The sequence below is a fragment of the Nocardioidaceae bacterium SCSIO 66511 genome (genome assembly GCA_023100825.1).
Taxonomy (GTDB): Bacteria; Actinomycetota; Actinomycetes; order Propionibacteriales; family Nocardioidaceae; genus Solicola.
Genome location: CP095846.1, coordinates 4,349,185 through 4,367,214, shown reverse-complemented (window position 1 = coordinate 4,367,214; position 18,030 = coordinate 4,349,185). Strand labels below are relative to the sequence as shown.

Here is an 18,030-nt window from a genome sequence, read left to right as displayed (position 1 = left end):
TCTTCGCCGTAATCTCATTTTCGATCAAAAATCTAAAATGGAGACGACCGTGATGACCGAGTCGAAACCCCGACTACGGATGGTGGGCGGACCAGCGACGGCGGTGGTGCCTGCGCTGGTACTCGTGGCAGTTCTCGTCGTGCTGTCCATCGCAGAGCGAGCGACGATCTCGGGCTTCTGGGTAGGAGGCTGGGCGGCGGTCGTCGTCGGCTTCCTCCTCACGACGACGAAGAGCGAGTACGCCGCGTCGCTGCTCCGCGGTTTGAGCGACAAGACCGGTGCGGTGATCATCACCGCGTTCATCTTTGCCGGCGTTTTCGGTGCCCTGCTGCAAGGCGCAGGCCTCGTCGACGGCCTGCTGTGGTTCGGGCTCGAGACGGGTGTGCAGGGCAGCGCCTTCACGGTGCTGGCGTTCGTCCTCGCTTGTCTGTTCGCCGCCGGCACTGGCACCAGCGTCGGCACCGTGATCGCGATGACCCCGGTGCTCTATCCCACCGGCGTGTTCCTCGGCGCCGACTCCACGATGCTCGCGGTTGCGATCATCGCCGGCGGAGCGTTCGGCGACAACATCGCGCCGGTCTCCGACACCACCATCAGCTCCGCGTACACCGCGGGTGCCCGAATGGGCGACGTGGTCAGATCTCGTCTTCCGTTGTCGTTGTCGGCGGCTGCTGTCGCCGCCGTGGTGTTCGCGGTGTTCGGCGGCGGGGGAGAGATGAGTGAGCGGGTCGTCGGTGCTGATGCAACAGCGCTCGGGCTCATCATGATCGCGCCGTTCCTGCTGGTGATCGTGCTGGCGATGCGCGGCCAGCACATCATCACCGCGCTCACGTGGGGGAGTCTGGCGACGATCGCACTCGGCATCGTCACGGGTCAGATGTCGCCGGGCGACGTCTTCTCTGTGCCGGACGCCGAAGGCGCCTCCACCGGGCTGATCGAGGACGGTATCGCCAAGGTCACCGGTGCGATCGTGCTGGTCCTGTTCATCCTCGCGCTGGCGCAGGTTCTCGCCGACAGCGGTCTCATGGCACGACTGTTGCGGCGACTCGAGACCCACGCGGCTCGGGGCGTACGCAGTGCAGAGCTCGCGATCTCGATGATCACGCTCGTGTTCACGATCCCACTCGGCGCGAACGCGCCGGCGATCCTGCTGGTCGGCCCGACCCTCGGGCGGCCGCTCGGCGAGAAGTACAACCTGGCTCCGGCCCGGACCGCCAACCTGATGGACTGCAGTGCCAACACGGCGTTCTACATGTTGCCTTGGCACAACGCTGTGATTGTGTGGTTCTCCACGGTCGCCGCCACGGCGAAGGAGTACGACTTGCCCGCTCCGTCGATCGGCGCGGCCGCGCTCAACCCGTACTCGTGGGCGCTGCTCATCGTCCTACTCATCTCGATCTTCACCGGATGGAACAGGAAGTTCGCATCCGAGGCCGATCTGTCCCGCACCACGATCTGACCCGAAGAGGAACTGCAATGCATCTCGCACGTATCCCCCGCCGGACGTACACGCCCGGAAAGACCCCACTCGAGCTCCTGCCGCGCCTGAGCGAGGAGCTCGGCGGACCGAGGATCTTCATCAAGCGCGACGATCTGCTCGGCCTGAGCGCCGGCGGCAACAAGACCCGCAAGCTCGAGTTCCTGATGGCCGATGCACTGGCCGAGGGCGCCGACACGATCATCACGACCGGCGCGGTGCAGTCGAACCACTGCCGGCTCACTTTGGCCGCGGCGGTCAAGGAGGGCCTGCGCTGCCGGCTCGTACTCGAGGAGCGCGTCGCCGGCTCGTACAGCCCCGACGCCAGCGGAAACAACCTGTTGTTCCGGCTGCTCGGTGCCGACGACATCACCGTGGTCGAGGGCGGCACCGACCTCGAGGCGGCGATGCAAGACGTCGCGTCCGACGTCGCCGCGAGCGGCGGTAAGCCGTACATCGTCCCGGGTGGTGGCTCCAACGCTCTTGGTGCGCTCGGCTATGTCTCCTGCGCTGAGGAGCTCCTTGTGCAGTCGTTCGAGGAGTCGTTGCCGATCGACCATGTCGTGTGTGCGAGCGGCTCGGGAGGTACGCACGCCGGGCTGGTTGCGGGTCTGTACGGAAACCAGGCGGGCATTCCGGTGACGGGGATCAGTGTCCGGGCCGAGCGGGCGCCACAAGAGGCGAAGCTGCTGGACCTCGCGAACGCGACGTCGAAGCTGGCGGGCGCCGACCGAGCGGTCCCGTCCGAGGCGGTCCGGGTCCGCGACGAGTACGTCGGCCCAGGGTACTCGCTGCCCACCCCGGAGATGACGGCGGCGATCCAGCTGTTCGCGCGTACGGAAGGCATCCTGCTGGATCCGGTCTACACGGGCAAGACTGCGGCCGGTCTCGTCGATCTGGCGCGCAGCGGCGCGTTCGAGCGCGACAGCAATGTCGTCTTCGTTCACACGGGCGGATCTCCCGCGCTGTACGCGTACCAGGACGCCGTACTCGGTACCGGGACCGAGTAGATGCAGCCGTCCCGGATCGTCGGGATCCTCGGCGGTATGGGTCCGGCAGCGACCGTCGACTTCTACGACAAGCTCGTCCGGGCGACTCCGGCTCGTACCGACCAGGACCATCTGCGCGTGGTGATGTGGGCCGACCCGACCGTGCCGGATCGGCTCGCTGCAGTACGCGGCGCCGGCACGGATCCTTCGCCGTGGCTGACCGACGGCGTACGCCGGCTGCAGGAGGCGGGCGCTGAGCTCATCGTCTCGCCCTGCAACACCGTTCATGCGTTCCTGCCCGCGGTCATGGCGGGTGTTGGGGTCGAGTTCGTGAGCATCATCGACACAGCGGTCGAGGCAGTCGATGTGACCGATCAGGAGCGCAAGGTCGGTTTGGTCGCCGCCGACGGCGCGGTTGAGTCCGAGCTCTATCAACGGGCACTGCTCGCGGCCGGACGCGAAGCGGTGCTTCCGTCGCCGTCGGAGCAGGCCGAGCTCATGCGGATCATCCACGCGGTCAAATCGGGTGATCACGGACAGTCCGAACGCGACGCCCTGTTGGCGATCTTCGCCTCTTTGGCCGCGCATGGTGCTGGGAGTGTGATCGTCGGCTGCACCGAGCTGTCCGTCGTCGTCGACGACGTACGTACCGACCTCCGAGTCGTCGACGCAGCCGAGGAGCTGGCCCGCCGTACGGTGATCGCGGCGGGTCGCACAGCCGACCAGACCTGACGCCCCCGCACACCTCCGCCGAGGTACGGATTCCCTCCCACGTGCGCCCCGCCATGGGAGGGGATCCGTACCTCGGCGCTTTCATTCCCTTGTGTATGTACCCCTAGGGGGTATACAGTCGCATCTGTCGGTACGGATACCTGGCAGAGGTATGCTGCCAGATGTGTTACCGAGACAAGGAGCTGACATGGACGAGCACGCGACCCACGGGTACATCGGCAACAAGGACGACTACCTGAAGCGGCTGCGACGCATCGAAGGGCAGGCCCGCGGCCTGCAGCGGATGGTCGAAGAGGAGAAGTACTGCATCGACATCCTCACGCAGGTGTCTGCGATGACGAAGGCGCTGCAGTCGGTCTCGCTCGGTCTGCTCGACGAGCACTTGAACCACTGCGTACGCGATGCGGCCGCCGCGGGTGGGCCCGAGGCCGACGAGAAACTCAAGGAAGCCTCCGACGCCATCGCCCGACTCGTCCGCTCCTGAAGTAGGTCCAACAGAGCAACAACGAAGCTGGAAGGCAAGCACCATGAGCGAAACGATCACCTCGAACTACACCGTCACCGGAATGACCTGCGGCCACTGCGTCTCGTCGGTGACCGAGGAAGTGACCGAGGTCCCGGGCGTCGTCGACGTCGATGTTGACCTCGCCAGCGGCGGCCTGAAGGTGACCAGCAACGAGCCGGTCGCCGAGTCAACCATCCGCGAAGCTGTCGAGGAAGCGGGTTACCAGCTCGCCGCCTCGACTGCATGACGGTCGGCGATCGATGAACGCCCCGACCAAGCTCGCCGCGTTCGCCGTCGGCGCCGCGGCTGTGTTTGCGGGCGCGGTGGGTATCGGCAACGCGGCCGGTCCGATCGACGAGGTCTCAACGTCGAGCGAGCAGATGGCCGACCACGGTACTGATACCGGCGCCGAACACGACTCCGAAGAAGCAAGCCACGAGGCCGATATCGGTGGCGTGGCAGATTTACCAGGAGGACTCATGGTCTCCGACGGCGGCTACACGTTGGCGCTCTCCGAGCGCCAGGTCGCGACCTCGCCCGACACGCCAGTCCGATTCCGGATCCTCGGACCCGACGGTGAACCGGTGACCGAGTACGAGCGCGAGCACGGCAAGGATCTCCACCTGATCGTGGTCCGCCGAGACATGGTCGGCTACCAGCACGTACACCCGACACTCGGCGCCGACGGTACGTGGAGCGCTGCTGTCGACCTGTCGGCTGCCGGCGTCTACCGCGTGTTCGCCGACTTCAAGCCCGCCGGCGGCGACGGGCTCACGCTCGGCGCGGACCTGTCCGCGGGCGGTTCGTACGAACCACGCGCGCTGCCGGACCCCGTACGCACCGTGCAGGTCGACGGGTACGAGGTGAAGCTCGACGGAGCGCTCGTTCCCGGTGAGAGCTCGTTGCTCACGCTCTCGGTGAGCAAGGACGGCAAGCCGGTCACCGATCTGCAGCCGTACCTCGAGGCGTACGGTCACCTCGTCGCACTACGCGACTCCGACCTGGCGTACCTGCACGTTCACCCGGACGGAAGCCCGGGCGACGGCAAGACCGAGCCGGGCCCGCAGATCCGATTCTTCGCCGAGGTGCCGTCCGTAGGCGACTACCGGTTGTTCCTCGACTTCAAGCACGGCAACGAGGTCCGAACGGCGGAGTTCACCGTACGTGCAGACGAGGGTACGCCGGATGCGCCCGTCGCAGATGGCGATGCAGAGCACGGTGAATCCGAGCACGGTCACGGCAACTGACCGACACCCGACTCAACCAGTTTTGGAGGAGCAATGAGCTCCGGCACCGATCGCGTGACACCCGTAGAACCCCGCGAGCACGTCGATCTGACGATCGGCGGGATGACGTGCGCGTCGTGCGCGAACCGGATCGAGCGCAAGCTGAACAAACTCGACGGCGTCACCGCGAGCGTCAACTACGCGACGGAGAAGGCGCGCGTCGACTTCGGTGACAACGTCTCGACCGATGACCTGATCGCCACCGTGGAGAAGGCGGGCTACTCGGCGGCCGTGCCGGTGGAGGAGGCCGACCGTGACGACGGCTCGGCGTCGGAGGAGGACAACGACCCGACCCGTAACCTCCGGCAGCGCCTGCTCATCTCTGCTGCGCTCAGCATCCCGGTCGTAGCGATGGCGATGACCGACAAGCTCCAGTTCGACAACTGGCAGTGGCTGTCACTGACATTGGCAGCGCCGGTTGTGGTGTGGGGAGGATGGCCGTTCCACAAGGCGGCATGGACCAACCTGCGCCACGGAACGGCGACGATGGACACGCTCATCTCGATGGGCACGATTGCCGCTCTCGGCTGGTCGGTGTACGCCCTTTTCTGGGGCACCGCCGGGATGGCGGGTATGCGTCACCCGTTCGAGTTCACGATCGAACGCAGCGATGGCTCGGGCAACATCTATCTCGAAGCTGCGGCGGCCGTCACGACGTTCATCCTGGCCGGACGCTACTTCGAGGCCAGGGCGAAGCGCCGCGCCGGTGCGGCGCTCCGAGCACTGCTCGAACTCGGCGCCAAGGAGGTCTCGATCCTTCGTGCCGGTCGCGAGCAGCGGGTCCCCATCGACCAGCTGCACGTGGGAGATCAGTTCGTCGTCCGCCCGGGCGAGAAGATCGCCACCGACGGCGAGATCGTCGAGGGCACCTCGGCGGTCGACGCGTCCATGGTCACTGGTGAGTCGGTTCCGGTCGAGGTCGGCGTCGGTGATCCGGTCGTCGGCGCGACGGTCAACGCCGGAGGCCGCCTCGTCGTACGTGCGACCCGAGTCGGTGCCGAGACGCAACTGGCGCAGATGGCCAAGCTCGTAGAGGACGCCCAGACCGGTAAGGCGCAGGCCCAGCGGCTGGCTGATCGGATCTCGGGCATCTTCGTTCCCATCGTGATCGCGTTGGCGGTCGGGACGCTCGGCTTCTGGCTCGGTGCCGACGGCGGGAGCGGCGCAGCCTTCACGGCGGCGGTCGCCGTGCTCATCATCGCTTGCCCGTGCGCGTTGGGTCTGGCGACGCCGACGGCGCTGATGGTCGGCACGGGTCGCGGCGCTCAGCTCGGAATTTTGATCAAGGGACCCGAGGTCCTGGAGTCGACGCGCAAGGTCGACACCGTCGTACTCGACAAGACCGGGACGGTCACGACGGGCAGGATGACCCTGCTCGACGTGATCCCCGCCGCGGGCGAGGACGCCGAGGAGGTCGTACGCCTCGCGGGTGCACTAGAGGACTCGTCAGAGCACCCGATCGCCCAGGCGATCGCGGCCGGTGCGACCGAGCGGGTCGGCGAGCTGCCAGCGCCAGAGGACTTCGCGAACGTCGAAGGACTCGGTGTGCAGGGGGTCGTCGACGGCCACGCTGTGCTCGTCGGGCGCGCGAGGTTGCTCGCCGAGTGGTCGCAGCAGCTGCCGGCAGACTTGGAAGGCGCGATGTCTGACGCGGCAGCCGATGGCAAGACGGCGGTCGCCGTTGGCTGGGACGGTGCGGCACGCGGCGTGCTCGTCGTCGCTGATGCGATCAAGGAGACATCGGCCCAAGCGATCGCACAGTTCCGCGACCTCGGCCTGACCCCTGTGCTTCTGACTGGCGACAACGCCGAGGTGGCCAAGTCTGTCGCTGCCGAGGTCGGGATCGCCGAAGATTCCGTGATCGCCGAGGTGATGCCCGAAGACAAGGTAGACGCCGTAAAGAAGCTCCAAGCTGACGGAAAGGTCGTGGCGATGGTCGGTGACGGCGTCAATGATGCTGCGGCACTGGCGCAGGCCGATCTCGGTCTCGCGATGGGCACGGGAACCGATGTCGCCATCGAGGCCAGCGACCTGACCCTCGTACGTGGTGACCTGCGCGTTGCCGCCGATGCGATCCGGCTCTCGCGACGGACACTGGGCACGATCAAGGGCAACCTGTTCTGGGCCTTCGCATACAACGTTGCGGCACTGCCGTTGGCGGCCGCGGGGCTGCTGAATCCGATGATTGCTGGTGCCGCAATGGCCTTCTCCAGCGTCTTCGTGGTCTCCAACAGCCTGCGGTTGAGGCGGTTCAAGGCGCTGAGCACCGCTCGCGACAGCTGACTCGGCTCTATGGAGGAATGATGGATCACTCTCATCACACCAACCTCGCCGGCGAGAGCGAGCATTCGCACGAGGGTCACGAGGTGCACGGTGGCCATTCCCACGGTGGTCATTCCCACGGTGGCCACGGCGATCATGCAGCGCAGTTCCGGGACAAGTTCTGGCTGAGCCTCGTCCTGTCGATACCGGTGGTCTTCTTCAGCCCGATGTTCGCGGATCTGTTGGGGTACGACCGGCCGACATTCACCGGGGTCGACTGGATCGCCCCGGTGCTCGGCACGATCGTGTTCGCCTACGGCGGTGCGCCGTTCCTCACCGGTGGTTGGTCGGAGCTCAAATCGCGCAAGCCCGGCATGATGCTGCTCATCGCCATGGCCATCCTGGTTGCGTTCGTGGCGTCGTGGACGACCAGTCTCGAGATCGGCGGCTTCGACCTCGACTTCTGGTGGGAGCTCGTTCTACTGATCGACATCATGCTGCTCGGGCACTGGCTGGAGATGCGCGCCCTCGGAGCCGCATCGGGCGCACTCGACGCGCTGGCGGCGCTGTTGCCCGACTCGGCAGAGAAGATCGTCGATGGCGAACCAGTCGAAACGACAGTCGCCGACCTGGTGGTCGGAGACGTTGTCCTGGTGCGTTCTGGAGGTCGCGTACCCGCCGACGGCGTCGTCGTCGAAGGTCGCGCCAACCTGGACGAGTCGATGATCACCGGCGAATCCGCACCCGTACGCCGCGACGTCGGCGATCGAGTGGTCGCCGGCACGGTCGCCACCGACACGGCGATCCGAGTCGAGATCGGCGCGGTCGGCGAGGAAACCGCTCTCGCCGGTATCCAACGGCTCGTTGCAGATGCCCAGGCATCGTCGTCACGCGCGCAAGCGCTGGCGGATCGCGCAGCGGGCATGTTGTTCTACTTCGCGACCATCGTCGCCCTGATCACCTTCGTCGTCTGGATGGCCATGGGCGATGCCGACGACGCAGTCACTCGTACCGTCACTGTTCTGGTGATCGCGTGCCCGCACGCACTCGGCCTGGCGATCCCGCTGGTGATTGCCATCTCCACCGAGCGCGCAGCATCGGCAGGCGTGCTCATCAAGGACCGGCTCGCCCTGGAGCGGATGCGTACGGTCGACGTCGTGCTGTTCGACAAGACCGGCACGCTGACCCAGGGCGCACATCAGGTCACCGACGTCGTCGTGGCTTCCGACAGCGGCCTCGATCGTGCGGAGTTCCTCGGGCTCGCCGCCGCCGTCGAGGCCGACAGTGAGCATCCGCTCGCGCGGGCAATAGTCGCCGCGGCGGATACGACGAGCGGGCACTCGGTCGACGGGTTCGAGTCGCACGCCGGACGCGGCGTCTCGGCGGTTGTCGACGGCGCTCGGGTCATGGTCGGCGGACCAGCGTTGCTGCGCGAGTCGGAGGCTGCCGTACCGAGCGACGTTGCTGAGTCAACGCGGTCCTGGATCGATCGAGGCGCCTCTGTATTGCACGTCGTACGTGACGGCGACGTCGTCGGTGCGCTCGCGCTGGAGGACGCCGTACGCGAGGAGTCGCGCCAGGCGATCGCCGCACTGCACGAGCACGGCATCAGGGTCGCGATGATCACCGGCGACGCCCGCCAGGTCGCCGACAACGTCGGGCGTCAACTCGGCATCGACGAGGTGTTCGCCGAGGTCCTGCCGGAGGACAAGGACGCGAAGGTCGCCGAGCTCCAACAGCGTGGGCTCGAGGTCGCGATGGTCGGCGACGGTGTCAACGACGCTCCGGCGCTTGCGCGTGCCGAGGTCGGCATCGCCATCGGCGCCGGTACCGACGTAGCGATCGAGTCGGCCGGTGTCGTCCTGGCCAGCAACGACCCGCGGGCGGTGTTGTCGGTCACCGAGCTGTCGAAGGCGACCTATCGGAAGATGTTGCAGAACCTCGCCTGGGCGACCGGCTACAACTTGTTCTCCGTGCCGCTCGCGGCGGGCGTGCTGGCCGGGGTCGGGTTCGTACTGTCTCCGGCCGCTGGAGCGGTCCTGATGTCGCTGTCCACGATCGTCGTGGCACTCAACGCGCAGCTTCTGCGGCGAGTCGATCTCCGACCCGACGCGCTGATCACCTAACGGGCGGGAGCGACCGAGCAGGGCCCGGGTGCTCCTCGTCCTCGATAGGATCGTGCGGCGGCCGATGAGAACAGGATGCGGCCGATTCGGATCTCGGGTCGAGGAGACAGATGAGCCTGCGTAACCCGCGGCCGCTGACCATGCTCACGTTGGCGGTGTGGCTGTTGGTCGGCCTGGCGGTGGCGTTCGTACTCAGTCTGGCGTTCCCGCAGGAACTCTTCCTTGCCATCGGCGCCGCACTCGTCGCGGTCGCCGGCATCACCGGCGCGGCGTACTGGGGCATCGGCCGCCGCTGGGTCATCTGGCTGGTGTTTCCCACGGCCGGCCTGGCCGGCCTCGGCGCCGTGATGCTGGGGGAGGACCTCGCTCTCACCGAGTCCGGCGAACGAATTGAGGCGGTCGTCGTCGATCACTCGGTTGAGGTACGAGACGTGGTGCGAAAGGGACGGACGAGTAAGGCGTACACGCATCGCTACACGTTGGAACGCACTGACGGGCAGCCGATCGAAGAACCCATGGAGTACCGCGGTGAGGGGGGCTTCGACGGTGTGGAGGAGGGCAGCACCATCGAAGTGTTCGTCGATCCCGATGGCCGGGCGCCGACGAAGCCCACGGACAGTGTCGACCTCGAAGCCGACGTTGCGATCCTGGTTGTCGGGCTGGTGGCTGTCGCTGGTGCGTTCGGCGTGTGCGCGCGAGCCGTAAGTGGGCATGTGGTGACGAGTACGCGCTATTAGCGCAGCGCCGCGACAAGGGTGTCGGTCAACTCGGCCGCGAGTCGGCCGTCGGGGTCGAGATCTGGGTCGAACACAGTCACCTCCAAGCCGACGCACCGATCCGACGCCAGCAACGTGCGCAGCAGGTCGCGTACCTCGTCGTGGCCGAGGCCGTCGGGGGCCGGGCTGTCGACCGCGGGCATCACCCCGGAGTCGAGGACGTCGGCGTCGATGTGCACCCAAAAGCCGTCGAGCCCGTCGGTCTCCAGCCGTCGTCGGGCGTTCGTCGCGCAAGACACCGGGCCATCGGTGCGTACGTCTGCGACCGTTGAGTGCTCGATCGCCAACGTACGCAGCTCCTCGCGGCATTCATCGTCGTCGCGGATGCCGAGCACGGATACGTCGCTGTCGCGGACGTACGGACCACGGCCCTCCAGATCGGTGAGGTCGGACTGGCCGCGGCCGGTGACCAGCGCGAGATCCTCGCCGGCGGCGGAGCCGACCGACGGTGAGTTGCCCGGGTGGCGGAAGTCCGAGTGGCCGTCCAGGAACGCCAGGCCGTATCGGCCGCGCCGTCGCAGAGCCAGTGCGGCGCCGAGCAGGATGCTGCAGTCACCACCGAGCACGATCGGAAAGCGATCCTCATCGAGGAGTGCGCCGACTCGATCGGCGAGTCGCATCGTGTACGTACGCAGGCCGCTCGAGTTGGCGACGCCGTCGCCCGGTGACCAGTCGTGGCGGTCGTATCGGGGTGGCGTGACACAGCCGGCGTCGTCGGCGCCGATTCGGCTCACGATGCCGCAGTCGCGCAACGCGCCGGCCAATTTGTAGCAGCCCGGCACGACTCCCGGCGCGGGTGGACGCAGTCCGAGGTTGGACGGTGCATCCAGGACGGCCGGCTGTCGATTCATGTGCTCTCCTCGCTAGGCCAAGGATCGTATCCGCAAGATCCGGCGATCGAGAATGAGTAGGATTAAATGCCGTATGACCTAGCAAAGTTAGGTTGAATCCGACTATGGCCTAACTTATGCTCAAGACATGCGCCATCTGGATGATGTTGACCGAACGCTGCTGGACCTGCTCGCGCAGGATGGTCGCACGACCGTACGAGCGCTCGCCCGCGAGATCGAGATGTCGGAGCCGGCCGTCCGTGATCGGATTCTGCGGCTCGAGCGAGACGATGTGATCGGCGGATACCATGCAGACCTCGCGCCCGAGGCTGTCGGCGGCGGAACCGCGGCGTACGTGTCGTTGCGTTTCGGCCCCGACGACGCCAAGGCGCAGGTCAATACCGCGCTGGAGAAGGAGCGCTGCGTCCTCGAGGTGCATGAGGTCGCCGGTGACGACTGCTATCTGGTGAAGGTCCGCGTCGCAACGACCGCGGATCTCGCAGATACGCTCGACCGACTTCGCGCGATCCCGTCGGTGCACAGTACGAGTACGACGATCGTGTTGAAGACCATTTTCGAGCGGCCGCTGACAGTGGCGTTCGAGCCTGGTGACTGACCGATGGCCCAGCGTACGGCCACGCCGTCGGCACCACACCGAATCGGTCTCGGTCAGGCGGTCGCGCTCTACACGGGTGCGGTGCTCGGTGCGGGCGTGCTCGTCCTACCCGGTCAGGCCGCATCGCTCGCGGGCCCATCGGCATTGCTCGCCTGGCTCTTCCTCGGACTGCTCGGGCTCCCGCTGGCATTGACGTTCGCCGCGCTCGCGACCGAGTATCCCGACGCGGGTGGCATCGCTACGTACGCGGCGAAGGCGTTCGGCCCGAACGCCGGCGGCGTCGCGGGGTGGTTCTACTACGTCGCGGTTGCTCTCGGGCATGTGATCGTGCCGTTGACGGGCGGCTACTACATCGCCGTGGCGTGCGATCAGGGCGGGGGGTTCGCGTTCGTGGCGGCGGCCGCCATCCTCGCGCTCGCGTGTGCGGCCAACCTCGCGGGCCTGCGTCTCAGTGCTCGCCTGCAGCTCGCGGTCGCGGCGGGGGTTGCCCTGCTGCTGCTTGTTGCGACGCTGGTGGCGATCCCGCAGGCCAACCTCGACAACCTCACTCCGTTCGCTCCGCATGGGCTCCCAGGCATCGGTCAAGCGGCAGTCGTGCTGTTCTTCGCCTTCGCCGGCTGGGAGGCGATCGCGCACCTTGCGGGTGAGTTCGACGACGTACGCCGGGACCTGCGACGCGCGACGTTGATGACGGTCGTCATCGTGTTGGTGCTGTATCTCGGTGTGGCATTCGCAGTCGTCTCCACGTCGAGCTACGGGACGGAGGCACTCGACCGTACCTCCGTCGGGCGAGTGCTCGGCGACGGAATCGGCGTCAGTGCCGCCACTGCTTCGGGCGTGCTCGCATTTGTGATCAGCCTCGGTACGACCAACGCGTTCATGGCATCGATCTCGCGACTCGGGTACGCACTCGGTCGCGACGGGTGGATGCCGAGCGCAATGAGCCGACTCAACGCCCGAGCGGTGCCGGCCGCGAGTGTGCTCGTCGTGACTGCGCTCGGGGCAGCCGGGCTGATTGCCACGTACGTCGCCGGAGGTGGGGCGGAGGACATCGTCGGTGTCCCCGCTGCGCTGGTACTGGTCACGTACCTCATCGGCACCGCGGCCGCGGTACGCCTGCTGTCGGGGCGTGCCCGAGTCGTCGCAGGCGTCGCGTTCCTGCTCACGGCGGCCATCGCGCCGTTCGCCGCGGGCTACATCGTCGTACCGGTACTCGTGGCCGTCGCCGCGCTCGCCTACCGCTGGGCCGCACGTTTCCGCCCCTCTGAACCGTTTCAATAGGGCCGAAACGTGCGGCTCAGCGCGGTTTGGGGGGCGCATGCGGCGAGGCTCACAGAGTTCTAGCGCGACAGCGCCGGCCTCTTGCATCTAACATAGATACATCATGCGTACATCTGCCCCGGATCGCGTGTACGACCACGTGAAGTCTGCAATCCTCGACGGCTCCTACCCCGGTGGCGAGCTGCTCACCGAGGGAGACCTCGCCGACTCCGTCGGCTGCTCCCGTACGCCCGTACGCGAGGGACTGCTCCGGCTGCAGAGCGAAGGGTTCGTCAAGCTCTTCCCGAAGAAGGGCGCGCTGGTCGTACCCGTGACGGCCGAAGAGGCAGCGGATGTCTGGGAAGCACGCGCCTTGGTCGAGGGGTGGGCCGCGACCCGAGCCTTCGAGCACGGATCCGAGATCGCCGACGAGCTCGACACGCTCACCGAGCGCATGCGCGAGGCCTTCGCTGCAGGCGACGTGACTGCCTTCAGCGAGACCGACCGCAGCTTCCACGAGGTGATCGTGTCGGCAGCGGGCAACGCAGTGCTCACCCGGCTCTACCACGGCCTGCGCGAACGACAGGTGTGCATCAACGCCAAGTCCATGCGCGCGTCCGCGGCACGAATGGAGCAGGCGATCGCCGACCACGCTCGCTTCGTCGAGCTACTTCGTGGAGACGACGTCGACGCGTTCGTCGTCGCCACCCAGGAGCACCTCGACCGCGCCCGCCACAACATCAGTGAGCGTTCGAGCGCATGACGTCAACCACGATCGCGCAGCCCGAGACCAAGGGCCGCGCCGTAAACGTGTGGGCCGCCGCAGTCGCGGTGTATCTGCTCGCGGTGTTCCACCGCTCCTCGCTTTCGGTCGCCGGCCTGATTGCCGCCGACCGGTTCGACATCACGGCATCGCAGCTGTCGACCTTCACGATGGTCCAGCTGCTGGTCTATGCGGCGATGCAGATCCCGGTCGGGTTGATGCTCGACCGGTTCGGCCCGCGCCGGATGCTTCTGGTCGGTCTGGGCATCCTCACTATCGCCCAGCTCGCCTTCGCCTTCGCGGGCACGTACGGCGCGGGCATCGCGGCGCGGGTGTTCGTCGGCATCGGCGACGCGATGATCTTCATCAGCGTGCTGAGGCTCGTGAGCACGTGGTTCGCGCCGCTGCGCATTCCCGTCGTCACGCAGCTGACCGGACTGGTCGGCCAGCTCGGCGCCGTCGCCGCGGCGGTGCCGATGACCATGGCCTTTCAGCGGTTCGGCTGGACCGACACCTACCTCGTAGCCGCAGGTATCGGTGTCGTGCTCGGTGCATGGCTGTATCTGATCGTCCGAGACACACCCGAGCAGCGGGTCGTACGCGGACCTGCGATCTCCGTTGAGGCAGTCGTCGACGGGCTGAAGCAGTCATGGCGCCAGCCCGGCACACGGCTGGCGTTCTGGACGCACTTCAGCCTCCAGTACGGCGCGACGACGCTGGCGCTGCTCTGGGGTTTCCCGTTCTTCGTACGTGGGCAAGGCACCTCGGAGACCACAGCCGGGCTGCTGCTGACCCTTCTCACGGTCGCCACCATGATCTCCGGGCCGATCGTGGGCGTACTCGTGGGTCGACGTCCGTTTCACCGCTCGACGCTCGTACTCGGCATCCTCGGCGCGCTGATCGCCGCCTGGACCGCAGTACTCGCCTGGCCTGGCCCGGCGCCCGTCTGGCTGCTCGTGATCCTGGTCTGCGCAGTCGGAGTGGGCGGGCCGGGGTCGATGGTCGCGTTCGACTTCGCTCGTACGTTCAACCCGCCGGAGCGACTCGGCAGCGCCACCGGAATCGTCAACCAGGGTGGCTTCATCGCCAGTCTGATCGCGATCCTGTCGATCGGCCTGGTGCTCGACGTGCTAACCCCGGGCACGAGCAGTGCGTACTCTGCGAGTTCGTTCACCACGGCGATGTGCGTCCAGTACGTCCTCTGGGGCATCGGCGCGACGCAGATCATCCGCTACCGGCGCAAGGCACGTACCGATCTCGCCGCACGCGACCCGCACGCGTACGAACAACTCCGTGCGGGCGGCCGCGTGCTCACCGCACAGCGCTGAGCTATCCGTCGACGACGGGTCCCTTCGGCATCGTCGGCGCCGTCAGCCATTTCTCGACGAACGGACCGATATCGGTGCCGGTCGCTTCGGAGAAGTACGCGATGAAGTCCTGTCTGTCGACGGACTCGTTGCGGTGCTCCTGCGGCCAGCCTCGCAACGCCTCGGCAAACACCTCGTCGCCGACGGCGTCGCGGATTCGGTCGAGCATGATTGCACCGCTGTAGTAGACGATCCCGGACGCGAACTGGTTCTTGCGGTACTCACCGGGCGGGCCTTCGCTCGCCCGGCTCGAGTTCTCGTACGAGGCCCAGTCCTTGATCTGCTCGTCGTACGACGCAGTGCCCATGTGGTCGTTCCAGAGCGCCTCGACGTACATCGTGAGACCTTCGTTCAGCCAGAGGTCCTTCCAGTTGTCGGGCGTGACGGTGTCGCCGAGCCACTGGTGGGCGTACTCGTGGGCGAGCACGCCGACGTACTCGTCGCCGATGTACCTGACCTGCGTGCCCATCGTGACCATTGTCTGGGTCTCCATCGCCGATCGAGAAGGCACGATCACACTCCCGCCGGTGTCGAACGGGTACGGACCGAGCTGCTCTTCGAGCCAGTCGAGGATCTCTGGTGACTTCTTCAGCTGGGAGAGTTGGCGTTCGTCGCCGGGTCGGGTCCAGTACGTCAACGGAAGGCCGTCCGGGCCCTCGTCGGTCGTTGCCGTGTAGTCACCGACTGCGATCGTGATGAGGTACGACGCGGCCGGCTCGTCGAGCGACCATGTGGTCGTCGTCGTGTCGTCGCCCTCTTCGATGTCGGTGAGCTCGCCGTTGAAGACCCCTGACATCCCGCCGTGGGCGGTGATGTCTGCGTTGTAGTAGGCCTTATCGGACGGATGGTCGTTCACCGGGTACCAGGTGTACGCGCCCCACGGTTCCTGCATCGTCCAGGCGCTGCCGTCGGACTCGGTCGTCCAGCCGACCTTGCTCAGGTCGCCGCGCGAGGCCGCAGTGGCCACCGGCTCCGGCTGCCCGGAGTACTCGATCGTCAAGGTGCGCTGCTCATTGGCCTTGATGGCGCCGGTCTTCAGCGTCAGTTGCTCGGCGGATTCGGTCGACTCGATCCGGTCGCCGTCGAGCGCGACCCGCGTTGCCTCGAGCGGTTTGGCGAAGTCGAGCGCAATCTCGTCGCGCGGCTCCGTGAGACGGAACTTTATCTTCGCCTTGCCGGTCAGTGTCGCCTGCGCGGGCTCCCAGTCGAGCGTGAGGTCGTACGCGAGCGCGTCGAAATACGGCTCGCCGTGCTGCGGGTAATACGGGTCATCGATGGGCTGAGACTCCGCAGCAGCCAGGTCTGTCGGGGGCCCGGCGTCGCCGCCGCTCTCGTCTGTCTGGTCTGACGCGGTCGAGCACGCGGTGACCAACAGACCGATGGACAGTGCTGCCGTCGCCCGAGTGCGTAGTGACATGGACCCGACGCTATCTGAGGATCAGTTTGCCCGGGTTCAGGATGCCTGCGGGGTCGACGGCGTCCTTCACCGCACCGATGGCCTCGATGCCGAGGTCACCGATCTCGCGGTGCATCCACGGAGCATGATCGCGGCCGACAGCGTGATGGTGACTGATCGTCGCTCCGAGATCTGCGATCGCATCGCCGACGGCGCGCTTCGCCTGCGCCCATCGCTGGATCGGCTCGTCACCGCGAGCGGTTCCGACGGTGAAGTAGAGCGACGCTCCAGTCGCGTACGTATGCGAGATATGGCACATGACAAGCGGTGTTGTGCCATCCGCGCCGAGGGCGGCGGTGAGCGCGCCGGTCACGGCAGTTCGTAGCGCGTCGAGGGTCGTCCAGGTCGTCGCAGTTTCGAGGGTCTCGACGAGTACGCCCGCACCGAGCAGCGAATCACGCAGGTATGGCGCATCAAACCGCCCGCGTTCCCATGCCTTGGCGACGTCGGCGCCGAGCCATTGCCCGCCCGCCGACTCGACGATGTTGCGAGCGTACGTGAGCTCGGCCTCAGCGCGTTCGGTCTCACCCTCGAAGGTTGCGATCGCGAGGCAACCGGACGGCGCATCGGCGTTGCCGGCGACGGCTGCGTTGATCGCCGTCTCCGCCTCGTCGGAGAGGCGTAGAACCGTCGGCCGGCAACCGCGCTGCGCGAGCGTACGCACGGCATTCGCGCCGACGGTGAAGTCGGGAAGCGTCCACGCAGCGTACGCGGTGTGCTCTGCGCGCGGGTGCACGCGTAGGGTCACGTCGGTGATCACGCCGAGGACTCCCTCGGACCCGAGGAACAGCTGGCGTAGGTCGGGTCCGGCGGCCGATGCCGGCGCGCGGCCGAGCCGCAACGTGCCACGTGGTGTCGCCACCGTGACTGCATGCACCATGTCGTCGAACCGGCCGTAGCCGCTCGATGCCTGGCCGGAGGAGCGGGTTGCGGCGAAACCGCCGATGCTGGCGTGCTCAAAGCTCTGCGGAAAGTGTCCGAGCGAGAGGCCGTGGTCGCCGAGCAGCGCTTCAGCTCGTGGCCCGGTCATGCCGGCGCCGAGGGTGGCGAGCAGGCTGGTCTCGTCGAGGGCCGTGAGCTGATCGAGTCGGCGGAGGTCGAGCGAGACCGTGGCAGAGAATCCGTCGCGCACGGGGTCGAGTCCACCGACGACGCTCGTACCTCCGCCGTACGCGACGACCGCGATCTTCACGTCGGTGCAGTGCTTGAGTACGCGTACGACCGACTCGTGGGTGGTCGGTTCGACGACGGCGTCGGGAGCGTCCTGCTCCGCCTCCTGCCGACGCAGGAGATCGGTGGTGCTCTTACCGCCGGCGTGGTCGAGCCTCGTCTGGTGATCGGCCGACACGGACGCGACGCCGTCTATCGCCGCAAGTGCCTCGAGGTCGGCCGGGTCCAACCGGCTCGGGGCGAGACGTACGTCGCCGGCATCGATCCTCGGGACGGAGTCGTCGCCGAGCGCGAATGCGGCGGCGACAAGTGCGCGAACCCGCTCGGGCAGGGGCTGTGCGCGGTCGGGCACTCCCCAGGCATCCCAGGCGAGTGGCAGGCGGCCAATGGGCTGTTCGCTCATGCGATACAGTGT

Annotated in this window: 16 protein-coding genes; 13 read left to right on the top strand and 3 right to left on the bottom strand. The window is 67.0% G+C overall.

Features of this window, described 5'->3' with window-relative positions:
- Positions 1-52 precede the first annotated feature (52 nt).
- The 9 genes from MU582_20740 to MU582_20700 all read left to right on the top strand — a co-directional run bounded on the left by MU582_20740 (position 53) and on the right by MU582_20700 (position 10,114).
- Positions 53-1,459, top strand: a complete 1,407-nt coding sequence (locus MU582_20740; protein ID UPK77211.1) for a hypothetical protein — start codon at positions 53-55, stop codon at positions 1,457-1,459.
- Between the two features lie 17 nt (positions 1,460-1,476).
- Positions 1,477-2,487, top strand: coding sequence for a D-cysteine desulfhydrase (locus tag MU582_20735; GenBank protein UPK74833.1), 1,011 nt, complete (start codon positions 1,477-1,479; stop codon positions 2,485-2,487).
- The gene (locus MU582_20730; protein ID UPK74832.1) at positions 2,488-3,198 is read left to right on the top strand and encodes an amino acid racemase; all 711 of its coding nucleotides are present in this window, start codon (positions 2,488-2,490) and stop codon (positions 3,196-3,198) included.
- Positions 3,199-3,385: 187 nt separating this feature from the next.
- The gene (locus MU582_20725; GenBank protein ID UPK74831.1) at positions 3,386-3,682 is read left to right on the top strand and encodes a metal-sensitive transcriptional regulator; all 297 of its coding nucleotides are present in this window, start codon (positions 3,386-3,388) and stop codon (positions 3,680-3,682) included.
- A gap of 43 nt (positions 3,683-3,725) precedes the next feature.
- On the top strand, positions 3,726-3,950 hold the full coding sequence (locus MU582_20720; GenBank protein ID UPK74830.1) for a heavy-metal-associated domain-containing protein: 225 nt from the start codon (positions 3,726-3,728) through the stop codon (positions 3,948-3,950).
- A 13-nt stretch (positions 3,951-3,963) separates the two neighbouring features.
- Positions 3,964-4,950: a hypothetical protein gene (locus MU582_20715; protein ID UPK74829.1), complete on the top strand. Its 987-nt coding sequence runs from the start codon at positions 3,964-3,966 to the stop codon at positions 4,948-4,950.
- A gap of 33 nt (positions 4,951-4,983) precedes the next feature.
- Positions 4,984-7,272 carry a heavy metal translocating P-type ATPase gene (locus MU582_20710; GenBank protein ID UPK74828.1) on the top strand — a complete coding sequence of 763 codons (2,289 nt, stop codon included), beginning with the start codon at positions 4,984-4,986 and terminating at the stop codon, positions 7,270-7,272.
- 17 nt (positions 7,273-7,289) lie between these two features.
- Positions 7,290-9,377 carry a copper-translocating P-type ATPase gene (locus MU582_20705; protein ID UPK74827.1) on the top strand — a complete coding sequence of 696 codons (2,088 nt, stop codon included), beginning with the start codon at positions 7,290-7,292 and terminating at the stop codon, positions 9,375-9,377.
- A gap of 110 nt (positions 9,378-9,487) precedes the next feature.
- Positions 9,488-10,114 carry a hypothetical protein gene (locus MU582_20700; GenBank protein ID UPK74826.1) on the top strand — a complete coding sequence of 209 codons (627 nt, stop codon included), beginning with the start codon at positions 9,488-9,490 and terminating at the stop codon, positions 10,112-10,114.
- Here MU582_20700 and MU582_20695 read toward each other — a convergent pair.
- Complete coding sequence (locus tag MU582_20695) at positions 10,111-11,004, bottom strand: arginase family protein (protein ID UPK74825.1); 894 nt, start codon at positions 11,002-11,004, stop codon at positions 10,111-10,113. The two genes, MU582_20700 and MU582_20695, sit on opposite strands and share 4 nt — an antisense overlap.
- A gap of 127 nt (positions 11,005-11,131) precedes the next feature.
- Here MU582_20695 and MU582_20690 point away from each other — a divergent pair, with 127 nt between their 5' ends.
- The 4 genes from MU582_20690 (at position 11,132) to MU582_20675 (ending at position 14,950) form a co-directional block, all read left to right on the top strand.
- Positions 11,132-11,599 (top strand): Lrp/AsnC family transcriptional regulator, encoded by a 468-nt coding sequence (locus tag MU582_20690; protein UPK74824.1) that lies wholly within the window; start codon positions 11,132-11,134, stop codon positions 11,597-11,599.
- A gap of 3 nt (positions 11,600-11,602) precedes the next feature.
- Positions 11,603-12,880: an amino acid permease gene (locus tag MU582_20685; GenBank protein ID UPK74823.1), complete on the top strand. Its 1,278-nt coding sequence runs from the start codon at positions 11,603-11,605 to the stop codon at positions 12,878-12,880.
- A gap of 103 nt (positions 12,881-12,983) precedes the next feature.
- Complete coding sequence (locus MU582_20680; GenBank protein UPK74822.1) at positions 12,984-13,622, top strand: GntR family transcriptional regulator; 639 nt, start codon at positions 12,984-12,986, stop codon at positions 13,620-13,622.
- Entirely contained in the window at positions 13,619-14,950 is a 1,332-nt protein-coding gene (locus tag MU582_20675; protein UPK74821.1) for an MFS transporter, read from the top strand. Before MU582_20680 ends, MU582_20675 begins: the two co-directional genes overlap by 4 nt.
- A gap of 1 nt (position 14,951) precedes the next feature.
- On the opposite strand, the gene MU582_20670 is transcribed toward MU582_20675, so the two are convergent.
- Both MU582_20670 and MU582_20665 read right to left on the bottom strand, forming a co-directional pair.
- Positions 14,952-16,406 (bottom strand): M1 family metallopeptidase, encoded by a 1,455-nt coding sequence (locus MU582_20670; GenBank protein UPK74820.1) that lies wholly within the window; start codon positions 16,404-16,406, stop codon positions 14,952-14,954.
- 10 nt (positions 16,407-16,416) lie between these two features.
- Complete coding sequence (locus MU582_20665) at positions 16,417-18,018, bottom strand: FAD-binding oxidoreductase (GenBank protein ID UPK74819.1); 1,602 nt, start codon at positions 18,016-18,018, stop codon at positions 16,417-16,419.
- Between the last annotated feature and the right edge of the window lie 12 nt (positions 18,019-18,030).

Coding starts and splice junctions, on each gene's coding strand:
- MU582_20720 (UPK74830.1), top strand. CDS start 3,726: ATGAGCGAAACGATCACCTCGAACTACACCGTCACCGGAATGACCTGC.
- MU582_20665 (UPK74819.1), bottom strand. CDS start 18,018: ATGAGCGAACAGCCCATTGGCCGCCTGCCACTCGCCTGGGATGCCTGG.
- MU582_20680 (UPK74822.1), top strand. CDS start 12,984: ATGCGTACATCTGCCCCGGATCGCGTGTACGACCACGTGAAGTCTGCA.
- MU582_20740 (UPK77211.1), top strand. CDS start 53: ATGACCGAGTCGAAACCCCGACTACGGATGGTGGGCGGACCAGCGACG.
- MU582_20730 (UPK74832.1), top strand. CDS start 2,488: ATGCAGCCGTCCCGGATCGTCGGGATCCTCGGCGGTATGGGTCCGGCA.
- MU582_20700 (UPK74826.1), top strand. CDS start 9,488: ATGAGCCTGCGTAACCCGCGGCCGCTGACCATGCTCACGTTGGCGGTG.
- MU582_20695 (UPK74825.1), bottom strand. CDS start 11,004: ATGAATCGACAGCCGGCCGTCCTGGATGCACCGTCCAACCTCGGACTG.
- MU582_20710 (UPK74828.1), top strand. CDS start 4,984: ATGAGCTCCGGCACCGATCGCGTGACACCCGTAGAACCCCGCGAGCAC.
- MU582_20715 (UPK74829.1), top strand. CDS start 3,964: ATGAACGCCCCGACCAAGCTCGCCGCGTTCGCCGTCGGCGCCGCGGCT.
- MU582_20675 (UPK74821.1), top strand. CDS start 13,619: ATGACGTCAACCACGATCGCGCAGCCCGAGACCAAGGGCCGCGCCGTA.
- MU582_20725 (UPK74831.1), top strand. CDS start 3,386: ATGGACGAGCACGCGACCCACGGGTACATCGGCAACAAGGACGACTAC.
- MU582_20735 (UPK74833.1), top strand. CDS start 1,477: ATGCATCTCGCACGTATCCCCCGCCGGACGTACACGCCCGGAAAGACC.
- MU582_20670 (UPK74820.1), bottom strand. CDS start 16,406: ATGTCACTACGCACTCGGGCGACGGCAGCACTGTCCATCGGTCTGTTG.
- MU582_20705 (UPK74827.1), top strand. CDS start 7,290: ATGATGGATCACTCTCATCACACCAACCTCGCCGGCGAGAGCGAGCAT.
- MU582_20690 (UPK74824.1), top strand. CDS start 11,132: ATGCGCCATCTGGATGATGTTGACCGAACGCTGCTGGACCTGCTCGCG.
- MU582_20685 (UPK74823.1), top strand. CDS start 11,603: ATGGCCCAGCGTACGGCCACGCCGTCGGCACCACACCGAATCGGTCTC.